Below are 18,719 nucleotides of genomic sequence, written 5' to 3' on the forward strand. Positions count from 1 at the left end.
TCACCATAGGGCCTGCGCTGGCGCTGGAGTTGCCTGGGCTCGACGTCCAGGTGTCTGGATGCGCTATGTGGGCATATGCGACTTGCAATGACGAACGAAGGCGTTGACCTGTTCCGGCCATTGGGCGAGCAGATCCGGCGCGGTACCCAGGTAGGCGGCGCGCGCGTTGGCCAGCACCGCTTGATGTGCGTCTGGCAAACGCTCCAGCAGCCACTGGGCGGCTACATCCTTGGTCGCGATCGACCCCGTCGCCAGGCTGTACCAGATGCGCGCCAGGGCGAGCACCACGGTGTGCTCGTCGCCGGTCCAGTCCTCAGGCGTGTTCCATTGGGCCAGGGTGTCGGCAAAGGCTTGTTTCAGGTCGGCGGGCGGTACCGGGTCGAACCAGCTCGTAGCCGCTTCGCCCACCAGGCAAAGGCTGTGCTGGCGGGCCTTGGTCAGCAGAATCGCCAGGTCCGGGTCGAGCTGGGCAGGTTCGACCTCGCCTGCCAGCAGCGATGCTCGCAGCCACTCACCGAATTGCAGCTCGCGGCGGGCCGGATAGCGCCAGGGATGGATGTCGCCGCGCACCAACAGCGTCACCTCCAGGGCGCGCAGGTTGGGGTCTGCTCCGGGTGGTGCGGAAATATCCAGCAGCGCGCGCATCAACCCCTGGCGTGTGGCGTCGGACAGCGGTCGGGACACAGTCACCAGCAGGTCGAGATCGCTGTGCGGCCTCAATCCACCGGCCACGGCCGAGCCGTACAGGTGGATGGCCTGCAACGCGTCGCCAAGGTGCTGGGCAAGCAGTTGCTGGGCTGCGAGCAGTTGTGGGTCGGTCATGGTGCGCCTCCTGAGGGCACACCATAGCAATCACCCTCAGGCGTTGGCCATTGCGTTGACTTCGACCGTGATGTGCGCCAGTTCTTCATGGACCGCCAGTGCCTGGCGTACGGTGTCGGCGCTAAGACAGCCCGTCGCCGCCAGGCTGAGAATGCAGGCGTATTGGTCCTTGCCGACACGCCATACGTGCAAGTCGGTGAGGGTGGCCGGTACCGACAGTTGCGCCACGGCGTCGCGGATCTCCTGGACCACGGGCGCGTCCATCTCGGCGTCCAGCAATACCCGCCCGGTGTCACGCAGCAGGCCTTTGGCCCACACCGCCACCAGCACCGCTCCCACCAGGCCCATCACCGGGTCGAGCCAGCCGGCGCCCCAGAACTTGCCGGACAGCAGGGCAATGATCGCCAGCACCGAGGTCGCGGCGTCGGCCATCACGTGCAGGTAGGCCGATCGCAGGTTCAGGTCATGGTGGTGGTGATGATCATGATGATGGCCATGGTGGTGATTGTGATGGTGATCGTCGCGCAGCAGCCAGGCACAGGCGAGGTTCACGGCAAGCCCGAGTGCCGCAAGGGTGATGGCTTGGTCATAGTGAATCGGCCCAGGTGTCAGCAGCCGCTCGACCGACTGGAAGGCCATGAGCCCGGCTACGCCCAGCAGAAGCAAAGCGCTGGAGTAGCCGCCGAGGATCTCGATCTTCCACGTGCCGAAGGCGAAGCGACGGTCGCGGGCGTAGCGCCGTGCGGCAGCGTACGCCAGCAGTGAGAGCCCCAGGGCCAGGGCATGGGAGCTCATGTGCCAGCCGTCGGCCAGCAGCGCCATGGAGTTGAAGTACCAGCCGCCGGCGATCTCCGCCACCATCATCACCGCCGTGAGCCACACGGCCAGGCGTGTCTTGCGCTCGGCGCCGAGGTTGCCGGTATGGAACTGATGGTTGTGCAGCCACTTGTTTGAGGTTTGCGTCACCATGGTTCATCTGCTCCTGAGGACAGGCCAACACGTGGGTATCGCTGAAGCATTATGGGGCTGTTTGACAGCCCATCGTAGGCTTCGCCAGCATCCAGTGCGCAGCCAAGCCTACGATGCAGCTCCTTACAGGCCCTAGGCCCACCAGTACCGCACGAAGTGGAAGAACACTGGCGCCGCGAAGCACACCGAGTCCATGCGGTCCAGCATGCCGCCGTGGCCTTCGATCATGTGTCCCCAGTCCTTCACCCCGCGGTCGCGCTTGATCGCCGACATCACCAGCCCGCCAAAGAAACCCATGGCGTTGACCGTCAACGCCATCAGCGCCGCCTGCCAGAAGCTGAACGGGGTGATCCAGCACAGCAAGGCGCCCACCAGTGTGGCCAGGGCCACGCCGCCGGCCAGCCCTTCGACGGTCTTGGAGGGCGACAGGTTGGGTGCCACCTTGCGTTTGCCGAACAGCTTGCCGCAGACGTACTGCAACACATCGCTGATCTGCACCACCAGGATCAGCCAAGCGATCAGCAGCAGGTTGCGACCTTCATAACCGGGAATGTCCAAGGTCATCAATGCCGGCACCGAGGACAGGCAGTACACCGCGATCATCAACCCCCACTGCACCTTGGAGGCGCGCTCGAGAAAGCGCGTGGTATCGCCACCGAAGCTCGCCAGGATCGGCAGGAACAGGAACAGGTACACCGGGATGAAGATGCTGAACAAACCGTACCAGTCCATGGCGATCAACAGGTACTGCACCGGCAGCGCCACGTAGAAGGCCGCCACCAACGCCGGGTAATCGCTGCGCCGGGTGGGCGTGAGGGTCATGAACTCGCGCAGGGCATAGAACGAGACGAAGTAGAACAGCACGATCACGCCGTACTTGCCGAACACGAAGGCGATGCCGATCACCAGCACCATCACCCACCAGGCGTTGATGCGGGCGTTGAGGTTGTCGATCACGGCGTGCGGCGCGGGGCCGGCGCGCCATTTGAGTAGACGGCCGATCACGCTGGCGAGCAGGAGCAGGGCGCCGATGCCGGCGAACAGGGAAAGGGTGTTGTCGTCCATCTCAGGCATCCTTCGGGGCCAGGTTCAGCAGGGCCTGGCGGGCCCGCTCAAGAAAGGCCTGCTTGCTCTCGTCAGGCAGCAGGTGCAGGGGTTCGCCGAAGCTCAAGGTGCACAGCAGCGGCAAGGGCAGGGCGCGGCCCTTGGGCATGACGCGGTTGAGGTTGGCGATCCACACTGGCACCAGCTCGATATCAGGGTGGGCCGAGGCCAGGTGGAACAGGCCGCTCTTGAACGGCAGCAGTGGCTCATCGCTGAGATTGCGGGTGCCTTCAGGGAAGAAGATCAGCGAATCGCCTTGGCCCAAGGCATCGAGCACCGGTTGCAGTGGGTTGTCGTTGGACTCGCCGCGCTGGCGGTCGATCAGTACGGCGTCGAACACGTTACGGATCAGAAACTCCCGGATGCCCGGCTTGGCCCAATAGTCGGCCCCGGCGACCGGGCGTGTACGGCGGCGCAGTGGTTCGGGCAGCGAGGCCCAGAGCAGCACGAAGTCGCCATGGCTGCTGTGGTTGGCAAAATACAGGCGTTGCCTGGGGTGCGGCGTGCAGCCGAGCCAGAGAGCCCGGGCACCGGTGATCAGGCGTGCGGCAGAGGTGATGGCAAAGGCGGTCAAGGCGGCGAACATGGCGCGGTGGTTATCCGGTGAAAGAGAGTATCAGCAGGGTAGTCAGGGCTAGCACGACTTGCGCGGCGAGGCACAGCGCCTGGCGTCGCAGCAGGCCCAGCGCGCCTTGGCTGCGCGAGGGCCAGTCGCGTGCGTCGTGGGCGTGGGGCTTGAGGTTCAAATCAAACAGGGCGCGATCCAAGACTTGGGTGTCGGCGGTGAGGTCTGCGCTGCTGGCGAGCCGGGCGAACAGCGCGGCGTCCAAGGCTACGCGGATTGCCCAGTACTTGTGCAGCAGCCCCAGCCCCAGCAACACCGCGCACACCGCACTGGCCAGCGGGGGCAGGTGTGTCACCAGGGGTGCCAGGCCGTAGGCCAGGGCCAACAGGGTGATGCCATCGGACAGCCGCTCGAGCTGTCGACCACGGCCCAGCAGGCTGGCCACCAGATGCAGGTTCATGGCTGGGCCTCCAGCTGTTCGAGTGCCACGCGATGGCCGGGATGTAACACGACAGAGGGGCGGGCCTTGCGGATCAGCGCTTCGGCCTGGGTAACGTTGGCGCAACGGCCACTGTGCACCAGCCAGGCGGCCACCGCGCTGGCGCTGCGGGAGTAGCCCAGGGCGCAGCAGACCAGGACCGGGCCCTGCTGACGCAGGCATTCGATGGCCTCGGCGGCCTGTCTGAGCAGGCTGGCATCCGGGACGATCAGGTCCAGGGTGGGCAGGCAGGTGTAATGTGCGGGCATCTGCATTGTCTGGCCCGGCCCATTCGCGGGTTTACCCGCGAAAGCGCCGGCACAGGCATAGCACGGCAGTTCAGCCGTCAGGTCCAGCGCGGCATTGAATGAGGAGGCCTCGCCGGCTCCGGGAATGCGCCCCAGAAATACCCCATCGCACACCTCATCGGCCTGTGGCCGTTTGCGGGTCCAGAGCCGCGAGTTGATCGAGGCCCCTAACAAATAGGGTGCCAGCAACCCAGTGGCGGCATTGGATAGCCGTCCATCCGCGCCTTTCTGGAATCCACCGGCACCGAACACGGCATAGTTCAGCGCCACCATCAGCAGCGAAACCGCCGGCCACAGCAGCCATAGCCAGGCGCCCGCCAACTGCAGCGCCAGCACCGCGCACAACAGCGCGCCGCCCCCGTAATACAGGGCAAGCCGCCAGCGTCGAGGATCACGGGCCAGGCGTGCTGCCCGCAGCGGCAGCTCGCCCTCCCTCGGCCACAGCCAGACGCATACCAGCCCCGCCAGTGCCCCGGTGGGCAGATCGATGAAATGATGCTGCCAGGTGGTCAGCACCGATACCCCGATCAAAGCCATCCAGCCATGCATCAGCCCGCGCCAAGGCTGGCGATGAACATGACGGGCAAACATTGTCCAGATGATTACCAACAGCGCGATGTGCAGTGACGGGGCCTGGTTGAAGGGCTTGTCGAACCCCATCAGCACATCGAACAGCCAACCGAACAGGCCGTCCAGCGCTGGGCGTTCGAAGGTAAAGCGCAGTGGCCACAGCAAGAAGCAGCCGACGCTGATCACTTGCGCGGTCAGCAGGGCCAGGGCGTGGCGGTCCATCTCCCGGCGGGTGGTCGGCAACAGGAAGGACAACCCGTACAGCAGGTCGATGGACCAGTAGGGCACGATCGTCCACGGCCATAAAGGCGTTTGCCCCTCCCAGCCGAACACCAGGCTGCCGACGTCGTCGCGAGTGGCGGTGTGGTTGTTGACCAGCCCATAGCTGAGAAAGAAGAACGGCCCCAGCAGCAATAGCCAGAGCACGCCTCGGCGGATCAAGCCGGGTTCGCGGGCCATCAATCCACCCGTTGCGCCAGGCTGACACTGAAGATGCCCCACTCATCGATGCGCTGGGCGATCTTGCGAAAACCTGCTGCCTCCACTAACTGGTCCATCTCCGCCTGGCTGCGCCGACGCATCACCCAGGCTTGGCCATCGCGGTGGCTGGTCAGGGCGCGGGCGATCATCTCCAGTTGCGGGTGCCAGGGCTGGCCGGTGTACACAAGATAGCCGCCCGGCTGGACAGCATCGGCCAGGCCCGCCAGGGAACTGCCCACCAGATCATTGCTGGCGAACAGCTCATAGAGGCCGGACACCACTGCCAGGGTCGGGTGCGGATCGAGACTGGCCAGGCTCTGGCGGTCGAAGGCATCGCCCTGGACGAAGCGGGCCACCTCGGTCAGGCCCTTCTCGGCGATCAAGGCGCTGCCTTGCTGGACGTTCAGCTCGCTGTAGTCGCGCAGCAGGATCGAGTCGGGCATCCGCTCCTGCAGCGCTTCGAGGATGTAGCGACCGTGGCCTGCCGCGATGTCGACGATGTGCACCGGGCGCTGCTGCTCGCGCAGGCGGCGGATGGCTTCGCGCAGCAGTTCTTCCACATGCAGCTTGCGTTGGCGGATGCCGCGCCAGCCGATGGCGTTGAGGTAGTTCTGGTCGATCAGCTCACCCAGCTTGCCTTTGCCGCTGGGCTGGTTGCGATACACGTAGTCCAAGGTGCTGCCCGAATCGAAGCCAGTGTCGAAGCCCAGCTTCACCCCCTCCGAGAAACCCTTGCCCAAGCGCAGTCCGGCACGGGTGGCCCGCCAGTAGAGATCGCGGGGCGAGTTGCGAGGTAGCGGCGCGGCCAGGCTTTCGGCTTCAGCGCAGCTGGGGCCGCTCTTGTCGGCATCGAGCAGCGAGGGCACCGGTGCGGGGGTATCGAAGCAGTGCGCAACGAAGCGCTGGATCCGCGCCAGGGCGTGGGCTCGGTCGCGCTCGCCGAGGGTGTCGTGGAAAAAGCCTGGGAGAACATGCATCTCCTTGCGCGCACTGCCCAGACGCTCGAAGAAGCGCTCCTGGGGTTTGCGTTCGACCACAAGGTCGGCACCGGACACCAGCATCTGGGTCGGCACCTGGATCGCTTGGGCATCGGCGACCACTCGGTCGGCCGCTTCATACAGGCCCAGCAGCATGGTCACCGAGATCGGCCGGCTGATCAGCGGGTCGGCCAGGTAGGACATGACCCGCTCCGGGTCGTGGGTCAGCAGGCGTGGCTTGACGTAGCTGTTGACGAAGAAATTGCCGCGCAATGCCTTGAGCAGCTTCAGGCCTGGGCGAGCGAACGGCACGTAAAGCTTGACCTTGAAGGCCGGCGAGGCCAGCACCAGGCAGCGCACTTTCGGCGCGTAGTCATGGGCCCAGGTCGCCACCAGCACCGCGCCCACGCTCTGGGCCAGTACCACCATGTCCGCCTCGGCGATGCCATGGCTGTCGCGGACATGCTCGATGAAGGTCTGCACGTCCCGCACGCTGGTGGCAAAGCCTGGGCTGTCGCCACGTGCTCCGGGTGACTGGCCATGGCCCCGGGCGTCCCAGGCGAAAAAGTCGTAGCCGGGCATGTCCAGCTCGTCGGCCAGATGGGCCATGCGCCCGCCGTGTTCGTGGCCGCGGTGGAACATCACCACCGCCCGGCGTGGCTGGTATTCGTTACGGGTGGCGGGCCAATAGCGGTAATGCAGCTCGACGCCATCATGGGTGCAGAAGTGCAGCGATTGCGCTTGGCGCATGGGGAAGGTCCTTGTCCGGCGGCGAAGAGGTCAGCGAGTTTCGGCCAGGCCTTGGCGAACCCGGTTGTAGAGGGTATAGAGCGAGAGTGCGAGGATGACCAGCAGCAGGCCGTCGATCCATGCTGCGCTCAGCACCCCGAAAGCGATCCCGGTGCCCAGCACACCAAAGGCGAAGGCCCGGTCGCTCTTGCCCATGGGCCCGTCGTATCGCCGCGAAGCCCCCGCCAGCGGCCCCATCACGCCGGCGTACTCGCTGATGACCGCGCTCACGACCACCAGCACCACCAGCGCCGGTGATACCCCCGGCAACAGGGCGAATGGCAGGTACAGCGCCGCATCGGCGACCACGTCGCACAGCTCGTTGAGGTAAGCCCCAAGCTTCGATTGCTGGCCGAACTCCCGCGCCAGCATGCCGTCGACGGCATTGAGGGCCATGCGCAGCAGCATCCACACCGGCACCAGGATGAACAGCCCGGTCACATCGTGCTGCCAGGTCAGCAACAGGCCCAGCAGTACCGACACCAATGCGGCTGCCACGGTGACTTGATTGGCGGTGACGCCCCGCGCGTACAGGCGCTTTACGCCAGGGCGCAACAGGGCCTGGAAACGGGGTTTGAGTTGATAGATCGACGGCACGTTGAACTCCCTTTCATGGCGCGACATGACCCGATTGTGAGGAATGAGCCAGGTGGGCGGCAAGGGGGACGTTGATGACCTTCAACGGTGCGGCATGCCGTGGTATTCGTTGCCCGGCCGTTGCCTTGTCGGTTCGCTGCGTGCCCAGAACCAGGCACCTCCCTGCGCAATGACCAGGCCGCCGAAACAAACCAGAAGGTCCGCCTCGCAGTGCTCCCAGGTACCGACCTTGAAGCCCGTATTCTCCAATGTCAGGAATTCCCCTGTGGCAGGCAAGCATTGCGGGGAGCCTTTGAGGCCGCCATGGAACAGCTGCTCAGGACTATGGCAAACCCGGGCATGCAGCTGTTCGGGTTTTTTCTTCGCTTCATGCATGAAGCGCGAGATGAATGTCTTGCGGATATATCGCTGTGCGAACGTCTGCAGCAGGCGCTCCAGATCGTCACTGGAACACAGGCGATTGTCGTGTCGATTCATGAAGGCATCCCGTGGAAACGAAACATCGCATTCGCTCGGGGTTGTAACGTAGATGCCGGGCCAGGCGCGCCAGGACCGTGCCGGGTTGGTTGTAGGTTGAGTCTCGATTTCGCGGTGGGGGTGATGGGGGGCCAGCCTGCGCAGGCTTCAGCTGTCCTCCAGTTGTTTCACCAAAGCGGCGGCATACCCTGGCAATGCTCCGAAATCCCGGGCGCACAGTAACAGTCGACGGTTGGCCCAAGGCTCGGGCAATGCGATCCAGCGCAGTGGCAATACCCCTTCCCAGCGTCGCACCGATGCCAACGGCACCACCGCTACCCCGGCGCCGCCGGCAACCATGCGAATCACCCCGTCGAATCCTTCTGCACGCACCCGTACCAGCATGCGCCGCCCTTCCCGCAGGGCTTGTTCCTCCAGATGCAGGGCCAGGGCGCTGTTGGCACCCAACCCGACATGGCCGTGGGCGAGGCTGTCGATGAAAGTCGGCGCGGCCTGCTCCGTCAGGGGATGAGCGATGGGCATCGCCAGTACCAGCGGATCGTCGCGAAAGGGACGAGTCTGCAGGTGCTCGTTGGGTGCGGCGGTAGAGATGATGCCCAGGTCGGCCATGCCCTGGGTGATCGATTGCACGATGCGCAGACTTGGCATTTCCTGAACATCGACGCTGACACCGGGATGGCCGCACAGATAGGCGGCCAGCAGCTCGGGTAGGTATTCGGTCAGCGCGGCGGTGTTGCACAACAGGCGCACTTGGCCATATTGGCCTTGGGCGTACTGGGCCAGATCGTATTGCAGGCGTTCGACCTGCTGGCTGATCAGCCGGGCATGCTGCAACAGGGCCTGGCCGGCGGGTGTGGGCAGTACGCCACGGCGATTGCGCTCCAGCAGTGCGATGCCGAGCGAGGCTTCCATGGCGCGGATGCGGGCGCTGGCGGCGGGCAGCGACAGGTGGCTGCGACGCGCGCCGGCGGTGATGTTGCCGCACTCGGCGGTGTGGCGAAACAGCTGGAGGTCGGTCAGGTCGAAATGCATCAGCCTCTGTCCTGGCAAGAGTCTGGCTGAGTATATGGCAGATTTTCAGCCAGGCGCCGAGGCGTCATTCTGGCGCCATGAAGACTTTCTTGGCGTTTTATCAGGATATGGGCCCGGCATTGTGGTTGCTGGTGGCGATGACCTTTTTGCTGGCCGGTGCGGTCAAGGGGGTGATTGGCCTGGGCCTGCCGACCATCGCCATGGGCCTGCTCGGTCTGGCTATGGCACCGTCGCAGGCTGCCGCACTGCTGATCCTTCCTTCCACCGTCACCAACCTCTGGCAGTTGGCCTCAGGGGGGCATTTGCGTGGATTGCTGCGTCGCCTGGGCCCGTTGTTGCTGATGATTCTGGCCGGCACCCTGATCGGCAGTGCCTGGCTGGGTATCGACAGTGGACCTTGGGCCGCTCATGCGCTGGGTGGGGCGTTGCTGCTGTATGCCGTATACGGGCTGTCGGGGCCAACGATGAAGGTGCGGCCCGCATGGGAAGTGTGGCTGGGACCGTTGTGCGGCCTGGTGACCGGCCTGGTGACGGCGGCGACGGGCGTGTTCGTGATGCCGGCGGTGCCTTACCTGCAAAGCCTGGGCTTGTCGCGTGACGAGATGGTCCAGGCCCTGGGCCTGTCGTTCACGGTGTCCACGCTGGCGCTGGCCTTGGGCCTGGCCGGTCAGGATGCCCTCGGCGGACAGACGCTTGGCGCGTCACTGTTGATGTTGGTGCCCGCCCTGTTGGGGATGCTTGGCGGCCAGTGGTTGCGTCAGCGCATCAGCGCGCAGGTGTTCAAGCGCTGTTTCTTCATCGGCCTGGCGCTGCTGGGCGGGCACCTGCTGCTCAACGGCTAGCCGAGCAAGGGCTGAGCATCTCGATCAGCTGGATGTCGAAATCGCGCTCCAGGTAATCCATGCGCTGTTCGAAGAATTCGCGCATGTGCGGCAGGGCCGAATGCACATCCAGGTCGGCCTTGCTGGCCCAGACCTCATAGAACACGAACAGGCTGGGGTCCTGCTTGTCGCGCAGCATGTGGTACTCGATGCAGCCCGGCTCCTGGCGGCTCGGCTCGACATAGGCGCGGAACAACCGCTCGAAAGCCTCGGCTTTTTCCGGGCGGGTCTTAGCTTTGAGAATGAACGCGTATTGCTCGGTCATGGACTGGCCTCGTGGGTTAAAAGATGGGAAGAATTTTAAAGCAATAATGTATGTTCAATTCGTGATTCGAGCGCAAATGTATTTTGCCGTTCGAGCGCTTTTTCTCAGCTTCCCGGATGCCTAATCTGCCGCCATCGAACTTGACGTGACCGGTGGCCGACAGCCTCGGGTCCCCTTATCGGAGGCTCCCATGAAAAAGATTCTTCTGCTCAACGGCGGCAAACGCTTCGCCCATTCCGACGGTCGTCTTAACACGACCCTGCACGAGGTTGCACTGGCCCATCTGGACCGCGCAGGTTTCGACGTGAAGCAGACCTTCATCGATGGTGGCTACGACGTTCAGGAAGAAGTCGAGAAGTTTCTCTGGGCTGATGTCGTGATCTGGCAGATGCCCGGCTGGTGGATGGGCGCGCCGTGGACCGTCAAGCAGTACATCGATGAAGTCTTCACCGCAGGCCACGGCAGCCTGTACGCCAACGATGGCCGCACCCGCTCCGACGCCTCGCAGAAGTACGGCAGCGGTGGTCTGATCCAGGGCAAGCAGTACATGCTTTCGCTCACCTGGAACGCCCCACAGCAAGCCTTCGACGATCCGAGCGACTTCTTCGAGGGCAAAGGTGTGGATGCGGTGTATTTCCCGTTCCACAAGGCCAACCAGTTCCTGGGCATGACCGGCCTGCCGACTTTCCTGGCAGTGGACGTGATGAAGCGTCCGGATGTGCCGGCGGCGGTGGCAGCCTATGAAGCCCATCTGGACAAGGTGTTCGGCAAGGCCCAGTGAAGGGCTAAGGCTGTGGTGCAGCCCCTCGCAGGCTCGGTCAGCGCTCTCCAACGTGCGTCGGAAGCAGCCCTGGACTGCGATGGGCGCCTTGCATGAATCTCTGTCACCCGCTATCAATCACGGCATTCTCCGATACAGGCCTGATACGTGAAAACCCGATCCGAAGAGCTCCAGGTATTCGTCGCTGTGATCGACTGCGGCTCGATTTCCGCCGCTGCCGAGCAGATCGGCCAGACGCCGTCGGCTGTCAGCCGCACGTTGTCACGGCTCGAGGGTAAGCTCGGCACCACGTTGGTCAACCGCACCACCCGGCGGATGGACCTGACCGAGGAAGGGCGTTTTTTCCTGGAGCGTTCGCGGCAGATCCTCGAGCAGATGGACGACATGGAAGAGCACCTATCGATGCACAACCAGACGCCTTCCGGGCGTCTGCGCATCAATGCCGCGGCGCCGTTCATGCTGCATGCCATCCTGCCGTGGATTGGTGAGTTTCGTCGCCAGTACCCTGGCATCGAGCTGGAACTCAACACGGACGATCTGATCATCGACCTGCTCGAGCAAAGCACCGACGTTGCCATCCGCATCGGCGACCTTGCTGATTCCAGCCTGCATGCCCGCGCCCTGGGGTGCAGCCCGATCCAGGTGCTGGCGAGCCCCGAGTACCTGGCGCGCCATGGCACGCCAGAGAAGGTCGAGGAGCTGAACGCGCATTCGCTGCTTGGTTTCAGCCAGCCGGAGTCGCTCAACCGCTGGCCGCTGCGCCATGCCCAAGGTGATTACTGGCAGATCCGTCCCAGTCTGATTGCCTCCAGCGGCGAAACCTTGCGTCAGCTGGCCTTGGCGGGAGAGGGCATTGTCAGCCTCTCGCACTTCATGACCCATGAGGACATCCGCACCGGCCGCTTGCAGGTGGTGCTGGGCGAGTTCAATAACGGTTATCGCCAGCCAATCCATGCGGTGTACTACCGCAATACCCAGTTGGCCCTGCGTATCCAATGCTTCCTGGATTTCATTCAGAAGAAGCTGGCGATGTACGCCTGCTGAGTTGCCTGAACACGACAGGACCTGTGCAGGGGCGGCGCAATCTTCCCCGGGTGTTTGCTTAGTCGAACGGCTTCGGCCTTAATGACTGATCAACAAAAACAACACCAAGGAAGTGCGCATGCGTATCGTCATGTTCCAGTCCATGGCCCTCGGGGCCGCGATCCTGAGCTGTTCGTCCGCCTTTGCGGTCACCCTGGAGGGTGGCGCGGTGGCCGCACCCGATCAATATGGCGCACAGGTGGCCGCCGACATTCTTAAGAGGGGCGGTAATGCAGTGGATGCCGCCGTGGCCACGGCCTTCACCCTGGCGGTGACCTACCCTGAAGCCGGCAACATCGGTGGCGGCGGCTTCATGACCCTGTTCGTCGATGGCAAGCCGTATTTCCTCGATTACCGCGAAGTGGCGCCCAAGGCGGCCAGTCGCAACATGTACCTCGACGAAAAAGGCGAGGTCATCGAGAACCTCAGCCTGGTCGGAGCCCGTGCCGCTGGTGTGCCAGGTACGGTGATGGGCCTTTGGGAGGCCCACAAGAAATTCGGCAAGCTGCCCTGGAGCGAACTGCTGACCCCCGCCATCGGCTATGCCAAGAACGGTTTCAAAGTCGCCCAGAAGCAGTACCAGTACCGCAACGATGCCCAAGGCATGTTCAAGACCGCCACCAACTTCAACGACTACTTCGGCAACATGAAGGTAGGTGAGCTGTTCAAGCAGCCTGAGCTCGCCCAGACCTTGGAGCGAATCGCCGACAAGGGCGTCAGCGAGTTCTACCAGGGCAAGACCGCCGACTTGCTGGTGGCGCAGATGCAGGCCGATAAAGGCCTGATCACCAAGGCCGACCTCAAGGATTACAAAGCCGTGTGGCGTCAGCCAATGGCGATCAGCTGGCGTGGCAATGTTGTCTACACCGCACCGCCACCTAGCTCTGGAGGCGTGGCCCTGGCCCAGTTGCTGGGCATCAAGGAAGACCGCGCGGCGGACTTCAAGGGTGTGGCGCACAACTCGGCCAAGTACATCCACCTGCTTTCGGAGATCGAGAAGCGTGTGTTCGCCGACCGTGCCGACTATCTGGGTGACCCGGCTTTCACCAAGGTGCCGGTCGACCAGTTGATCGCCAAGGACTACCTCGCCAAGCGTGCCGCCCAGGTCAACCCAAACGCCATCTCCGACACCGATAAGGTCAAGCCGGGCCTGGAGCCGCACCAGACCACGCACTTCTCCATCGTGGACAAGCAGGGCAATGCGGTGAGCAACACCTACACCCTGAACCTCGATTACGGCAGCGGCGTGGTGGTCAAGGGCGCAGGCTTCTTGCTCAACGACGAAATGGACGACTTCAGCGCCAAGCCGGGCGCAGCCAATGCCTTCGGCGTGGTAGGCGGCGATGCCAATGCCATCGAGCCAGGCAAGCGCATGCTGTCGTCGATGAGTCCCAGCCTGGTGACCCGTGACGACAAGGTGGCGCTGGTGCTCGGCACACCCGGTGGTTCGCGGATCTTCACCTCGATCTTCCAGGTGATGAACAACCTGTACGACTACGACATGCCGCTTGAAAAAGCCGTGGCGGCGCAGCGCGTGCATCACCAACTGCTGCCCAAGGACACCATCTATTTCGACAGCTATGCGCCACTGACCGGCCAGGTGGCCGATGAGCTGAAGAAAATGGGTTACGTGCTGGAGGACCAGGGCTGGGAGATGGGCGACATCCAGGCGATCCGGGTGACCGGCGAGAAGCTCGAGACTGCCTCTGACCCGCGCGGGCGAGGGGTAGGGATGATCGTCAAGTAAGCCGATGGTGCGTCAGGTCATGCAAGGTTGCCTGGCCTGACGCATTCGCGGGTAAACCCGCTCCCACAGGGTGCGCTGTTCTAACGACACCGCCGCCTCTGTGGAAGTGGGCTCACCCGCGAAGGGCTCTATGAATCTCAGGTCAGACGCGGAACTGGCTGACCAGTGTCTGCAGATGTCCGCCCAGGCGCGCCAGCTCGACACTCGAGGCGGCGGTCTCGTCACTCGCGGTAGCGGTCTGCTCCGACACATCACGCACATTCAGGATGCTGCGGCTGATTTCTTCGGCCACGGCACTCTGCTGCTCGGCGGCGGCGGCGATCTGTTGGTTCATCGACTGGATGTTCGACACCGTACGGGTGATGTTCTCAAGCGAAGCGCCAGCCTTGCGCGCCAGCTCAACGCTGCTGTCGGTCAGGCTGCGGCTGTCGTTCATCACATCAGCCACCTGTTGGGTGCCATTTTGCAGGCTTGCCACCAGCCCTTCGATTTCCTCGGTGGACTGCTGGGTACGCTGGGCCAGGCCGCGGACTTCATCGGCGACCACCGCAAAACCGCGGCCGGCTTCCCCGGCGCGTGCGGCTTCGATGGCGGCGTTCAGCGCCAGCAGGTTGGTCTGCTCGGCCACCGATTTGATCACGTCCATGACGCTGCCGATCTTCTGGCTTTCCTGCTGCAGCAGGCTCATGGCTTCGGTGGAACGGTGCACTTCCGAGGCCAGGCGTTCGATCTGGTTGATCGCCTCGCCTACCACGCGATCACCTGCACGGGCTTCTTGATCGGCGCCAGTCGCGGCATGGGAGGCTTGCTCGGCGTTGCGTGCCACTTCCTGTACGGTGGCCGCCATTTCGTGCATGGCGGTGGCCACCTGGTCGGTCTCGACTTTCTGGCTGTTGGCGCCGGCGCTGGTCTGCTCGGTCACCGCCGACAGTTCCTCGGCAGCGCTGGCGATCTGGGTGACGCCATCGCGGATGCCGGTGATCAATTCGCGCAGGGTCGTGCCCATGCGCGCGATGCCTTGCTGCAGCGCGCCGAGTTCATCGCGGCGAGTGACGCGCAGGTTCTGGGTCAGATCGCCATTGGCGATTTTTTCCACCACGTCCAAGGTCTCGCGCAGGGGGCGGGTGATCTGGCGGGTGATGAGGAATGCTGCAAGCACGCCGACCAGCAGGGCCAGCAAGGTGGCGATGGTCTGCAGGCTGCGGGCCTGGGCGCTTTCGCTGTCGCGACGGTCCAGTTGGATCTGGTACAGCTGGTCGCTGCGTTTGACGATATCGGCGCCTTCTACGGTCATTTCCGCACGGGCCACGCCGACTTCGGCGTTGGCATCGCGGAACTGACGCAGTGCATCGCGATAGCCGCTCATGGCCGACTCGAACGCCTGGATTCGGGCGGTCTCCCCAGGCAGGTGGCGCTTGAGGTTGTCGATCTCCACCAAGGTTTTTTCAACCTGACGGGTGACGGTCTGTTCGGCATCGCTGGTGAGGTCCGCGATATAGCTGCGCACGTCCAGGCGCAGCTGGACGAGCTGTTCCTTGGCCTGGCTGATGGCCAGGAACTGCTGCAGGGTGGCTGTGTCGCCGGAAGTGCGCGCCAACGCGTCGCGGCTGACGGCCTCGATGGCGGCGAGCGCCTCGCTGGCCTGGCGGGCGTTCTGGTTCAGGGCTTCTCGCGCGGCGAGGCCGGTTTTGTAGGCCTTGCGCATCTTCTCCAGCGAGACCCGGTACTTGGCGATGGTCTCGCCCTGCTCGCGCAGTAGCTTGAGGTTTTCTGGGCTTTTGAAGGTATTGACCAGATGCTGTTGCTGGGCACCGAAAGCATCGAGCTTGTCCAGCACGTTGGCGGCCGAGGTGTCGTCGCCGTTGGTCAGCATGTACTGCAGGCGCGCCACGCGAAGGTTGGTCAGGTCACTGTTGAGCTTGGTGATGTCGCTCATCCAGTTGCTGCGGTCGATCAGGCTGCCCAGGCTGGTCCAGCCGGTCAGGGCCAGAAGGCCGGTCAGAAGCAGGACCAGGCCGAAGCCCAATCCGAGTTTGAGGTTGACGCTGATATTGGCAAACCAGCCGTTCATGGCACGCTCTCCAGAAAATTGATTTCGCTCGCTTGATCTCCAATCGCTGGGCATTGTTGTTATCGGCGCCCGCTGATTCATGCCAGGGGTTATCGGCAAGATCGAGCGAAGCTGAAACGCTTTTTCAGCAGATTTGTAACCTACTGAAAACGTTTGCGTTTTGGAGATGGTAGGCGGCGACGTCGCAGCCTATCGAAGGCTTTGGCAGCTTCTACAGCGGTGAAGATGGCTGGAAGTTTGTGGGAAAGGGCGAAGCCTGAGAGGGGGCCGCAGGGCGGCCCTGTCTGTCAGAGGCTGCGTGTGCCGAAGGTATCGCAGCGGTTCACATCCCCGCTGGAGAAGCCGGTCTTGAACCAGCGCACCCGCTGCTGCGAGGTGCCATGGGTGAAGGAGTCTGGCACCACACGGCCCTGGCCCTGCTGCTGGAGGCGGTCGTCGCCGATGGCGTTGGCGGCATTCAGGGCTTCTTCCACATCGCCAGGTTCGAGCCAGTTCAGGCGCTTTTGCGCCTGGTAGGCCCAGACGCCTGCCAGGCAGTCGGCCTGCAATTCCTGGCGCACCAGCAGGCCGTTGTCGCCTTCCATGCGTTGGCCGTTGCGCCGCGCCGCGTCGACCTTGGCCGAGACGCCCAGCAAGGTCTGCACGTGATGACCGATCTCGTGGGCGATCACATAAGCCTGGGCGAAGTCACCGGCGGCGGCAAAACGGGTTTCCATCTCGCGGAAGAAGGTCATGTCCAGATATACCCGCTGGTCTGCCGGACAGTAGAACGGCCCGACCGCCGAGGAGGCGAAACCACAGGCGGAATTCACCTGGCCACTGAACAGCACCAGTTTGGGATCGCGGTACTGCTTGCCGGCCTGGGCGAACAAGGCCTTCCAGGTATCCTCGGTGTCGCCCAGGATCGAGGCGACGAACTCGGCCTGCTCGTCGTTGGCCGGTGGCGCCTTGCCGCCCGCGCCCGACGGCGCCTGTTGCTGCTGCTCCATCTGGCCGGCGAGTTGGCCGAGGATCTGCAGCGGGTCTTGCCCTGTGATCCAGCCGATGCCGACGATCAGCAAGATGGCGCCGAGCCCCAGCCCTTTGCCACCGCCAAAACGCATGCCGCCGCCACCGCCTTCACCTCGGGCATCGACCACATTGTCGCTGCGTCGGCCTTTTCGCCATTCCATGTAATGTTCTCCGGAGCCTGAAACATGAGCACAAAGATTAGTTCAGGGCTGTTTCGGGTGTCAGCCAATCTGTAGATACATAACCATATGGTTATGTAAGGTAACGTTGTTTTCAATGTTCATACCCCGTGACCTATCTGAAACTGCATGTCCACCTGCCACGCACAGGTGCCCGACAATTCCAAGAGAGGAACACGGCATGCCCGCCCAGGACACCAGCCGCTTCGTGATCCGTGATCGCAACTGGCACCCCAAGGCCCTCACGCCTGACTACAAAACCTCCGTGGCCCGCTCGCCACGCCAGGCGCTGGTCAGCATCCCGCAGTCGATCAGCGAAAGCACCGGGCCGGACTTTTCCCACCTGGGCTTCGGCCCTCACGACAACGATCTGTTGCTCAACTTCAACCACGGCGGTCTGCCGATCGGTGAGCGCATCATCGTCGCAGGCCGGGTGGTCGATCAGTACGGCCAGCCGGTGCCCAACACCTTGGTTGAGATGTGGCAAGCCAACGCCGGTGGCCGTTACCGCCACAAGAATGACCGCTACCTGGCGCCGCTGGACCCGAACTTCGGTGGTGTCGGCCGCAGCCTGACCGACCGTGACGGCTACTACAGTTTTCGCACCATCAAGCCAGGGCCTTATCCGTGGCGCAATGGCCCCAACGACTGGCGCCCGGCGCACATCCATGTGTCGGTCAGTGGCCCGTCGATCGCCACCCGCTTGATCACCCAGCTGTACTTCGAAGGCGACCCGCTGATCCCGCTGTGCCCGATCGTCAAGTCGATCGCCAACCCCGACGCGGTGCAGCGCCTGATCGCCAAGCTCGACATGAGCAACGCCAACCCCATGGACTGCCTGGCGTATCGCTTCGACATCGTGCTGCGCGGCCAGCGCAAGACCCACTTCGAAAACTGCTGAGGACCCGTCATGCCTATCGAACTGCTGCCGGAAACCCCTTCTCAGACCGCCGGCCCCTATGTGCACATTGGCCTGGCCCTGGAAGCGGCCGGCAACCCCACCCGCGACCAGGAAATCTGGAATCGCCTGGCCAAGCCTGACGCGCCAGGTGAGCACATCCTGTTGATCGGTCATGTGTACGACGGCAATGGGCACCTGGTGCGCGACTCGTTCCTGGAGTTCTGGCAGGCCGATGCCAACGGTGAATACCAGGACCAGTACCACCACGAGAACGCCTTCAACAGCTTTGGCCGTACCGCCACCACCTTCGATGCCGGTGAGTGGACCCTGCACACGGTCAAGCCAGGCGTGGTGAACAATGCCGCCGGGGTGCCCATGGCGCCGCACATCAACCTCAGCCTGTTCGCGCGGGGGATCAACATCCACCTGCACACCCGGTTGTATTTCGACGATGAGGCCCAGGCCAATGCCCAGTGCCCGGTGCTCAACCTGATCGAGCAGCCGCAACGGCGCGAGACGCTGATCGCTCGGCGTTGCGAGGTGGACGGGAAGACGGCGTATCGTTTCGATATCCGTATCCAGGGGGAAGGGGAGACGGTGTTCTTCGACTTCTGAGTGAACTCTGGGGCTGC

19 protein-coding genes and 1 pseudogene are annotated in these 18,719 nt (G+C 63.6%); 6 read left to right on the forward strand and 14 right to left on the reverse strand.

What is annotated here, in order from left to right:
* Window positions 1-63: 63 nt before the first annotated feature.
* The 10 genes from HMPREF3173_RS22115 to HMPREF3173_RS22160 form a co-directional block, all read right to left on the reverse strand.
* Window positions 64-822, reverse strand: coding sequence for an aminoglycoside adenylyltransferase family protein (locus HMPREF3173_RS22115; protein ID WP_070576762.1), 759 nt, complete (start codon window positions 820-822; stop codon window positions 64-66).
* A 36-nt stretch (window positions 823-858) separates the two neighbouring features.
* Complete coding sequence (dmeF, locus tag HMPREF3173_RS22120) at window positions 859-1,791, reverse strand: CDF family Co(II)/Ni(II) efflux transporter DmeF (RefSeq protein WP_070576765.1); 933 nt, start codon at window positions 1,789-1,791, stop codon at window positions 859-861.
* Window positions 1,792-1,923: 132 nt separating this feature from the next.
* Window positions 1,924-2,856 (reverse strand): phosphatidate cytidylyltransferase, encoded by a 933-nt coding sequence (locus HMPREF3173_RS22125; protein WP_070576767.1) that lies wholly within the window; start codon window positions 2,854-2,856, stop codon window positions 1,924-1,926.
* 1 nt (window position 2,857) lies between these two features.
* Entirely contained in the window at window positions 2,858-3,481 is a 624-nt protein-coding gene (locus HMPREF3173_RS22130; RefSeq protein WP_070576770.1) for a lysophospholipid acyltransferase family protein, read from the reverse strand.
* Between the two features lie 10 nt (window positions 3,482-3,491).
* Window positions 3,492-3,920 carry a hypothetical protein gene (locus tag HMPREF3173_RS22135; protein ID WP_070576773.1) on the reverse strand — a complete coding sequence of 143 codons (429 nt, stop codon included), beginning with the start codon at window positions 3,918-3,920 and terminating at the stop codon, window positions 3,492-3,494.
* Window positions 3,917-5,275 (reverse strand): phosphatase PAP2/dual specificity phosphatase family protein, encoded by a 1,359-nt coding sequence (locus HMPREF3173_RS22140; protein ID WP_070576776.1) that lies wholly within the window; start codon window positions 5,273-5,275, stop codon window positions 3,917-3,919. Before HMPREF3173_RS22140 ends, HMPREF3173_RS22135 begins: the two co-directional genes overlap by 4 nt.
* Window positions 5,275-7,023, reverse strand: a complete 1,749-nt coding sequence (locus HMPREF3173_RS22145; protein ID WP_070576779.1) for a bifunctional alpha/beta hydrolase/class I SAM-dependent methyltransferase — start codon at window positions 7,021-7,023, stop codon at window positions 5,275-5,277. Before HMPREF3173_RS22145 ends, HMPREF3173_RS22140 begins: the two co-directional genes overlap by 1 nt.
* Window positions 7,024-7,053: 30 nt before the next feature.
* Window positions 7,054-7,659 (reverse strand): CDP-alcohol phosphatidyltransferase family protein, encoded by a 606-nt coding sequence (locus tag HMPREF3173_RS22150; RefSeq protein ID WP_070577120.1) that lies wholly within the window; start codon window positions 7,657-7,659, stop codon window positions 7,054-7,056.
* Window positions 7,660-7,740: 81 nt separating this feature from the next.
* A complete protein-coding gene (locus tag HMPREF3173_RS22155; RefSeq protein ID WP_070576783.1) occupies window positions 7,741-8,136 on the reverse strand; it encodes a hypothetical protein in 396 nt (131 codons plus the stop codon).
* 147 nt (window positions 8,137-8,283) lie between these two features.
* On the reverse strand, window positions 8,284-9,168 hold the full coding sequence (locus HMPREF3173_RS22160) for a LysR substrate-binding domain-containing protein (protein WP_070576786.1): 885 nt from the start codon (window positions 9,166-9,168) through the stop codon (window positions 8,284-8,286).
* Window positions 9,169-9,245: 77 nt separating this feature from the next.
* Between HMPREF3173_RS22160 and HMPREF3173_RS22165 the strand changes: the two genes are divergently transcribed.
* The gene (locus HMPREF3173_RS22165) at window positions 9,246-10,010 is read left to right on the forward strand and encodes a sulfite exporter TauE/SafE family protein (protein ID WP_043208394.1); all 765 of its coding nucleotides are present in this window, start codon (window positions 9,246-9,248) and stop codon (window positions 10,008-10,010) included.
* On the opposite strand, the gene HMPREF3173_RS22170 is transcribed toward HMPREF3173_RS22165, so the two are convergent.
* The gene (locus tag HMPREF3173_RS22170; protein ID WP_043208396.1) at window positions 10,000-10,314 is read right to left on the reverse strand and encodes a putative quinol monooxygenase; all 315 of its coding nucleotides are present in this window, start codon (window positions 10,312-10,314) and stop codon (window positions 10,000-10,002) included. The two genes, HMPREF3173_RS22165 and HMPREF3173_RS22170, sit on opposite strands and share 11 nt — an antisense overlap.
* 190 nt (window positions 10,315-10,504) lie before the next feature.
* Here HMPREF3173_RS22170 and HMPREF3173_RS22175 point away from each other — a divergent pair, with 190 nt between their 5' ends.
* From HMPREF3173_RS22175 to ggt, 3 genes are all read left to right on the forward strand, one after another.
* On the forward strand, window positions 10,505-11,095 hold the full coding sequence (locus tag HMPREF3173_RS22175) for an NADPH:quinone oxidoreductase MdaB (protein WP_070576789.1): 591 nt from the start codon (window positions 10,505-10,507) through the stop codon (window positions 11,093-11,095).
* 147 nt (window positions 11,096-11,242) lie between these two features.
* The gene (locus tag HMPREF3173_RS22180) at window positions 11,243-12,139 is read left to right on the forward strand and encodes a LysR family transcriptional regulator (RefSeq protein WP_070576792.1); all 897 of its coding nucleotides are present in this window, start codon (window positions 11,243-11,245) and stop codon (window positions 12,137-12,139) included.
* Window positions 12,140-12,257: 118 nt separating this feature from the next.
* On the forward strand, window positions 12,258-13,925 hold the full coding sequence (ggt, locus tag HMPREF3173_RS22185; RefSeq protein ID WP_070576795.1) for a gamma-glutamyltransferase: 1,668 nt from the start codon (window positions 12,258-12,260) through the stop codon (window positions 13,923-13,925).
* 142 nt (window positions 13,926-14,067) lie between these two features.
* Here the strand turns inward: ggt and HMPREF3173_RS25390 are convergent, their stop codons facing one another.
* From HMPREF3173_RS25390 to HMPREF3173_RS22195, 3 genes and pseudogenes are all read right to left on the reverse strand, one after another.
* Window positions 14,068-14,931 carry a methyl-accepting chemotaxis protein gene (locus tag HMPREF3173_RS25390; protein WP_371906718.1) on the reverse strand — a complete coding sequence of 288 codons (864 nt, stop codon included), beginning with the start codon at window positions 14,929-14,931 and terminating at the stop codon, window positions 14,068-14,070.
* Window positions 14,923-16,077, reverse strand: a pseudogene (locus HMPREF3173_RS25395) (methyl-accepting chemotaxis protein); the annotation flags it as partial. The gene HMPREF3173_RS25390 and the pseudogene HMPREF3173_RS25395, both read right to left, overlap by 9 nt.
* 206 nt (window positions 16,078-16,283) lie before the next feature.
* Window positions 16,284-17,168, reverse strand: coding sequence for a KPN_02809 family neutral zinc metallopeptidase (locus tag HMPREF3173_RS22195; protein WP_070576802.1), 885 nt, complete (start codon window positions 17,166-17,168; stop codon window positions 16,284-16,286).
* A 199-nt stretch (window positions 17,169-17,367) separates the two neighbouring features.
* Between HMPREF3173_RS22195 and pcaH the strand changes: the two genes are divergently transcribed.
* Together pcaH and pcaG are read left to right on the forward strand one after the other, a co-directional pair.
* Entirely contained in the window at window positions 17,368-18,087 is a 720-nt protein-coding gene (gene pcaH / locus HMPREF3173_RS22200; protein ID WP_070576805.1) for a protocatechuate 3,4-dioxygenase subunit beta, read from the forward strand.
* A 9-nt stretch (window positions 18,088-18,096) separates the two neighbouring features.
* Window positions 18,097-18,702 (forward strand): protocatechuate 3,4-dioxygenase subunit alpha, encoded by a 606-nt coding sequence (gene pcaG, locus HMPREF3173_RS22205; protein WP_043208409.1) that lies wholly within the window; start codon window positions 18,097-18,099, stop codon window positions 18,700-18,702.
* Window positions 18,703-18,719: the final 17 nt, after the last annotated feature.

The organism is Pseudomonas sp. HMSC08G10, assembly GCF_001808425.1.
Lineage (GTDB): Bacteria > Pseudomonadota > Gammaproteobacteria > Pseudomonadales > Pseudomonadaceae > Aquipseudomonas > Aquipseudomonas guariconensis.

Coding starts and splice junctions, on each gene's coding strand:
- HMPREF3173_RS22115 (WP_070576762.1), bottom strand. CDS start 822: ATGACCGACCCACAACTGCTCGCAGCCCAGCAACTGCTTGCCCAGCAC.
- dmeF (WP_070576765.1), bottom strand. CDS start 1,791: ATGGTGACGCAAACCTCAAACAAGTGGCTGCACAACCATCAGTTCCAT.
- HMPREF3173_RS22125 (WP_070576767.1), bottom strand. CDS start 2,856: ATGGACGACAACACCCTTTCCCTGTTCGCCGGCATCGGCGCCCTGCTC.
- HMPREF3173_RS22130 (WP_070576770.1), bottom strand. CDS start 3,481: ATGTTCGCCGCCTTGACCGCCTTTGCCATCACCTCTGCCGCACGCCTG.
- HMPREF3173_RS22135 (WP_070576773.1), bottom strand. CDS start 3,920: ATGAACCTGCATCTGGTGGCCAGCCTGCTGGGCCGTGGTCGACAGCTC.
- HMPREF3173_RS22140 (WP_070576776.1), bottom strand. CDS start 5,275: ATGGCCCGCGAACCCGGCTTGATCCGCCGAGGCGTGCTCTGGCTATTG.
- HMPREF3173_RS22145 (WP_070576779.1), bottom strand. CDS start 7,023: ATGCGCCAAGCGCAATCGCTGCACTTCTGCACCCATGATGGCGTCGAG.
- HMPREF3173_RS22155 (WP_070576783.1), bottom strand. CDS start 8,136: ATGAATCGACACGACAATCGCCTGTGTTCCAGTGACGATCTGGAGCGC.
- HMPREF3173_RS22160 (WP_070576786.1), bottom strand. CDS start 9,168: ATGCATTTCGACCTGACCGACCTCCAGCTGTTTCGCCACACCGCCGAG.
- HMPREF3173_RS22165 (WP_043208394.1), top strand. CDS start 9,246: ATGAAGACTTTCTTGGCGTTTTATCAGGATATGGGCCCGGCATTGTGG.
- HMPREF3173_RS22170 (WP_043208396.1), bottom strand. CDS start 10,314: ATGACCGAGCAATACGCGTTCATTCTCAAAGCTAAGACCCGCCCGGAA.
- HMPREF3173_RS22175 (WP_070576789.1), top strand. CDS start 10,505: ATGAAAAAGATTCTTCTGCTCAACGGCGGCAAACGCTTCGCCCATTCC.
- ggt (WP_070576795.1), top strand. CDS start 12,258: ATGCGTATCGTCATGTTCCAGTCCATGGCCCTCGGGGCCGCGATCCTG.
- HMPREF3173_RS25390 (WP_371906718.1), bottom strand. CDS start 14,931: ATGGGCACGACCCTGCGCGAATTGATCACCGGCATCCGCGATGGCGTC.
- HMPREF3173_RS22195 (WP_070576802.1), bottom strand. CDS start 17,168: ATGGAATGGCGAAAAGGCCGACGCAGCGACAATGTGGTCGATGCCCGA.
- pcaH (WP_070576805.1), top strand. CDS start 17,368: ATGCCCGCCCAGGACACCAGCCGCTTCGTGATCCGTGATCGCAACTGG.
- pcaG (WP_043208409.1), top strand. CDS start 18,097: ATGCCTATCGAACTGCTGCCGGAAACCCCTTCTCAGACCGCCGGCCCC.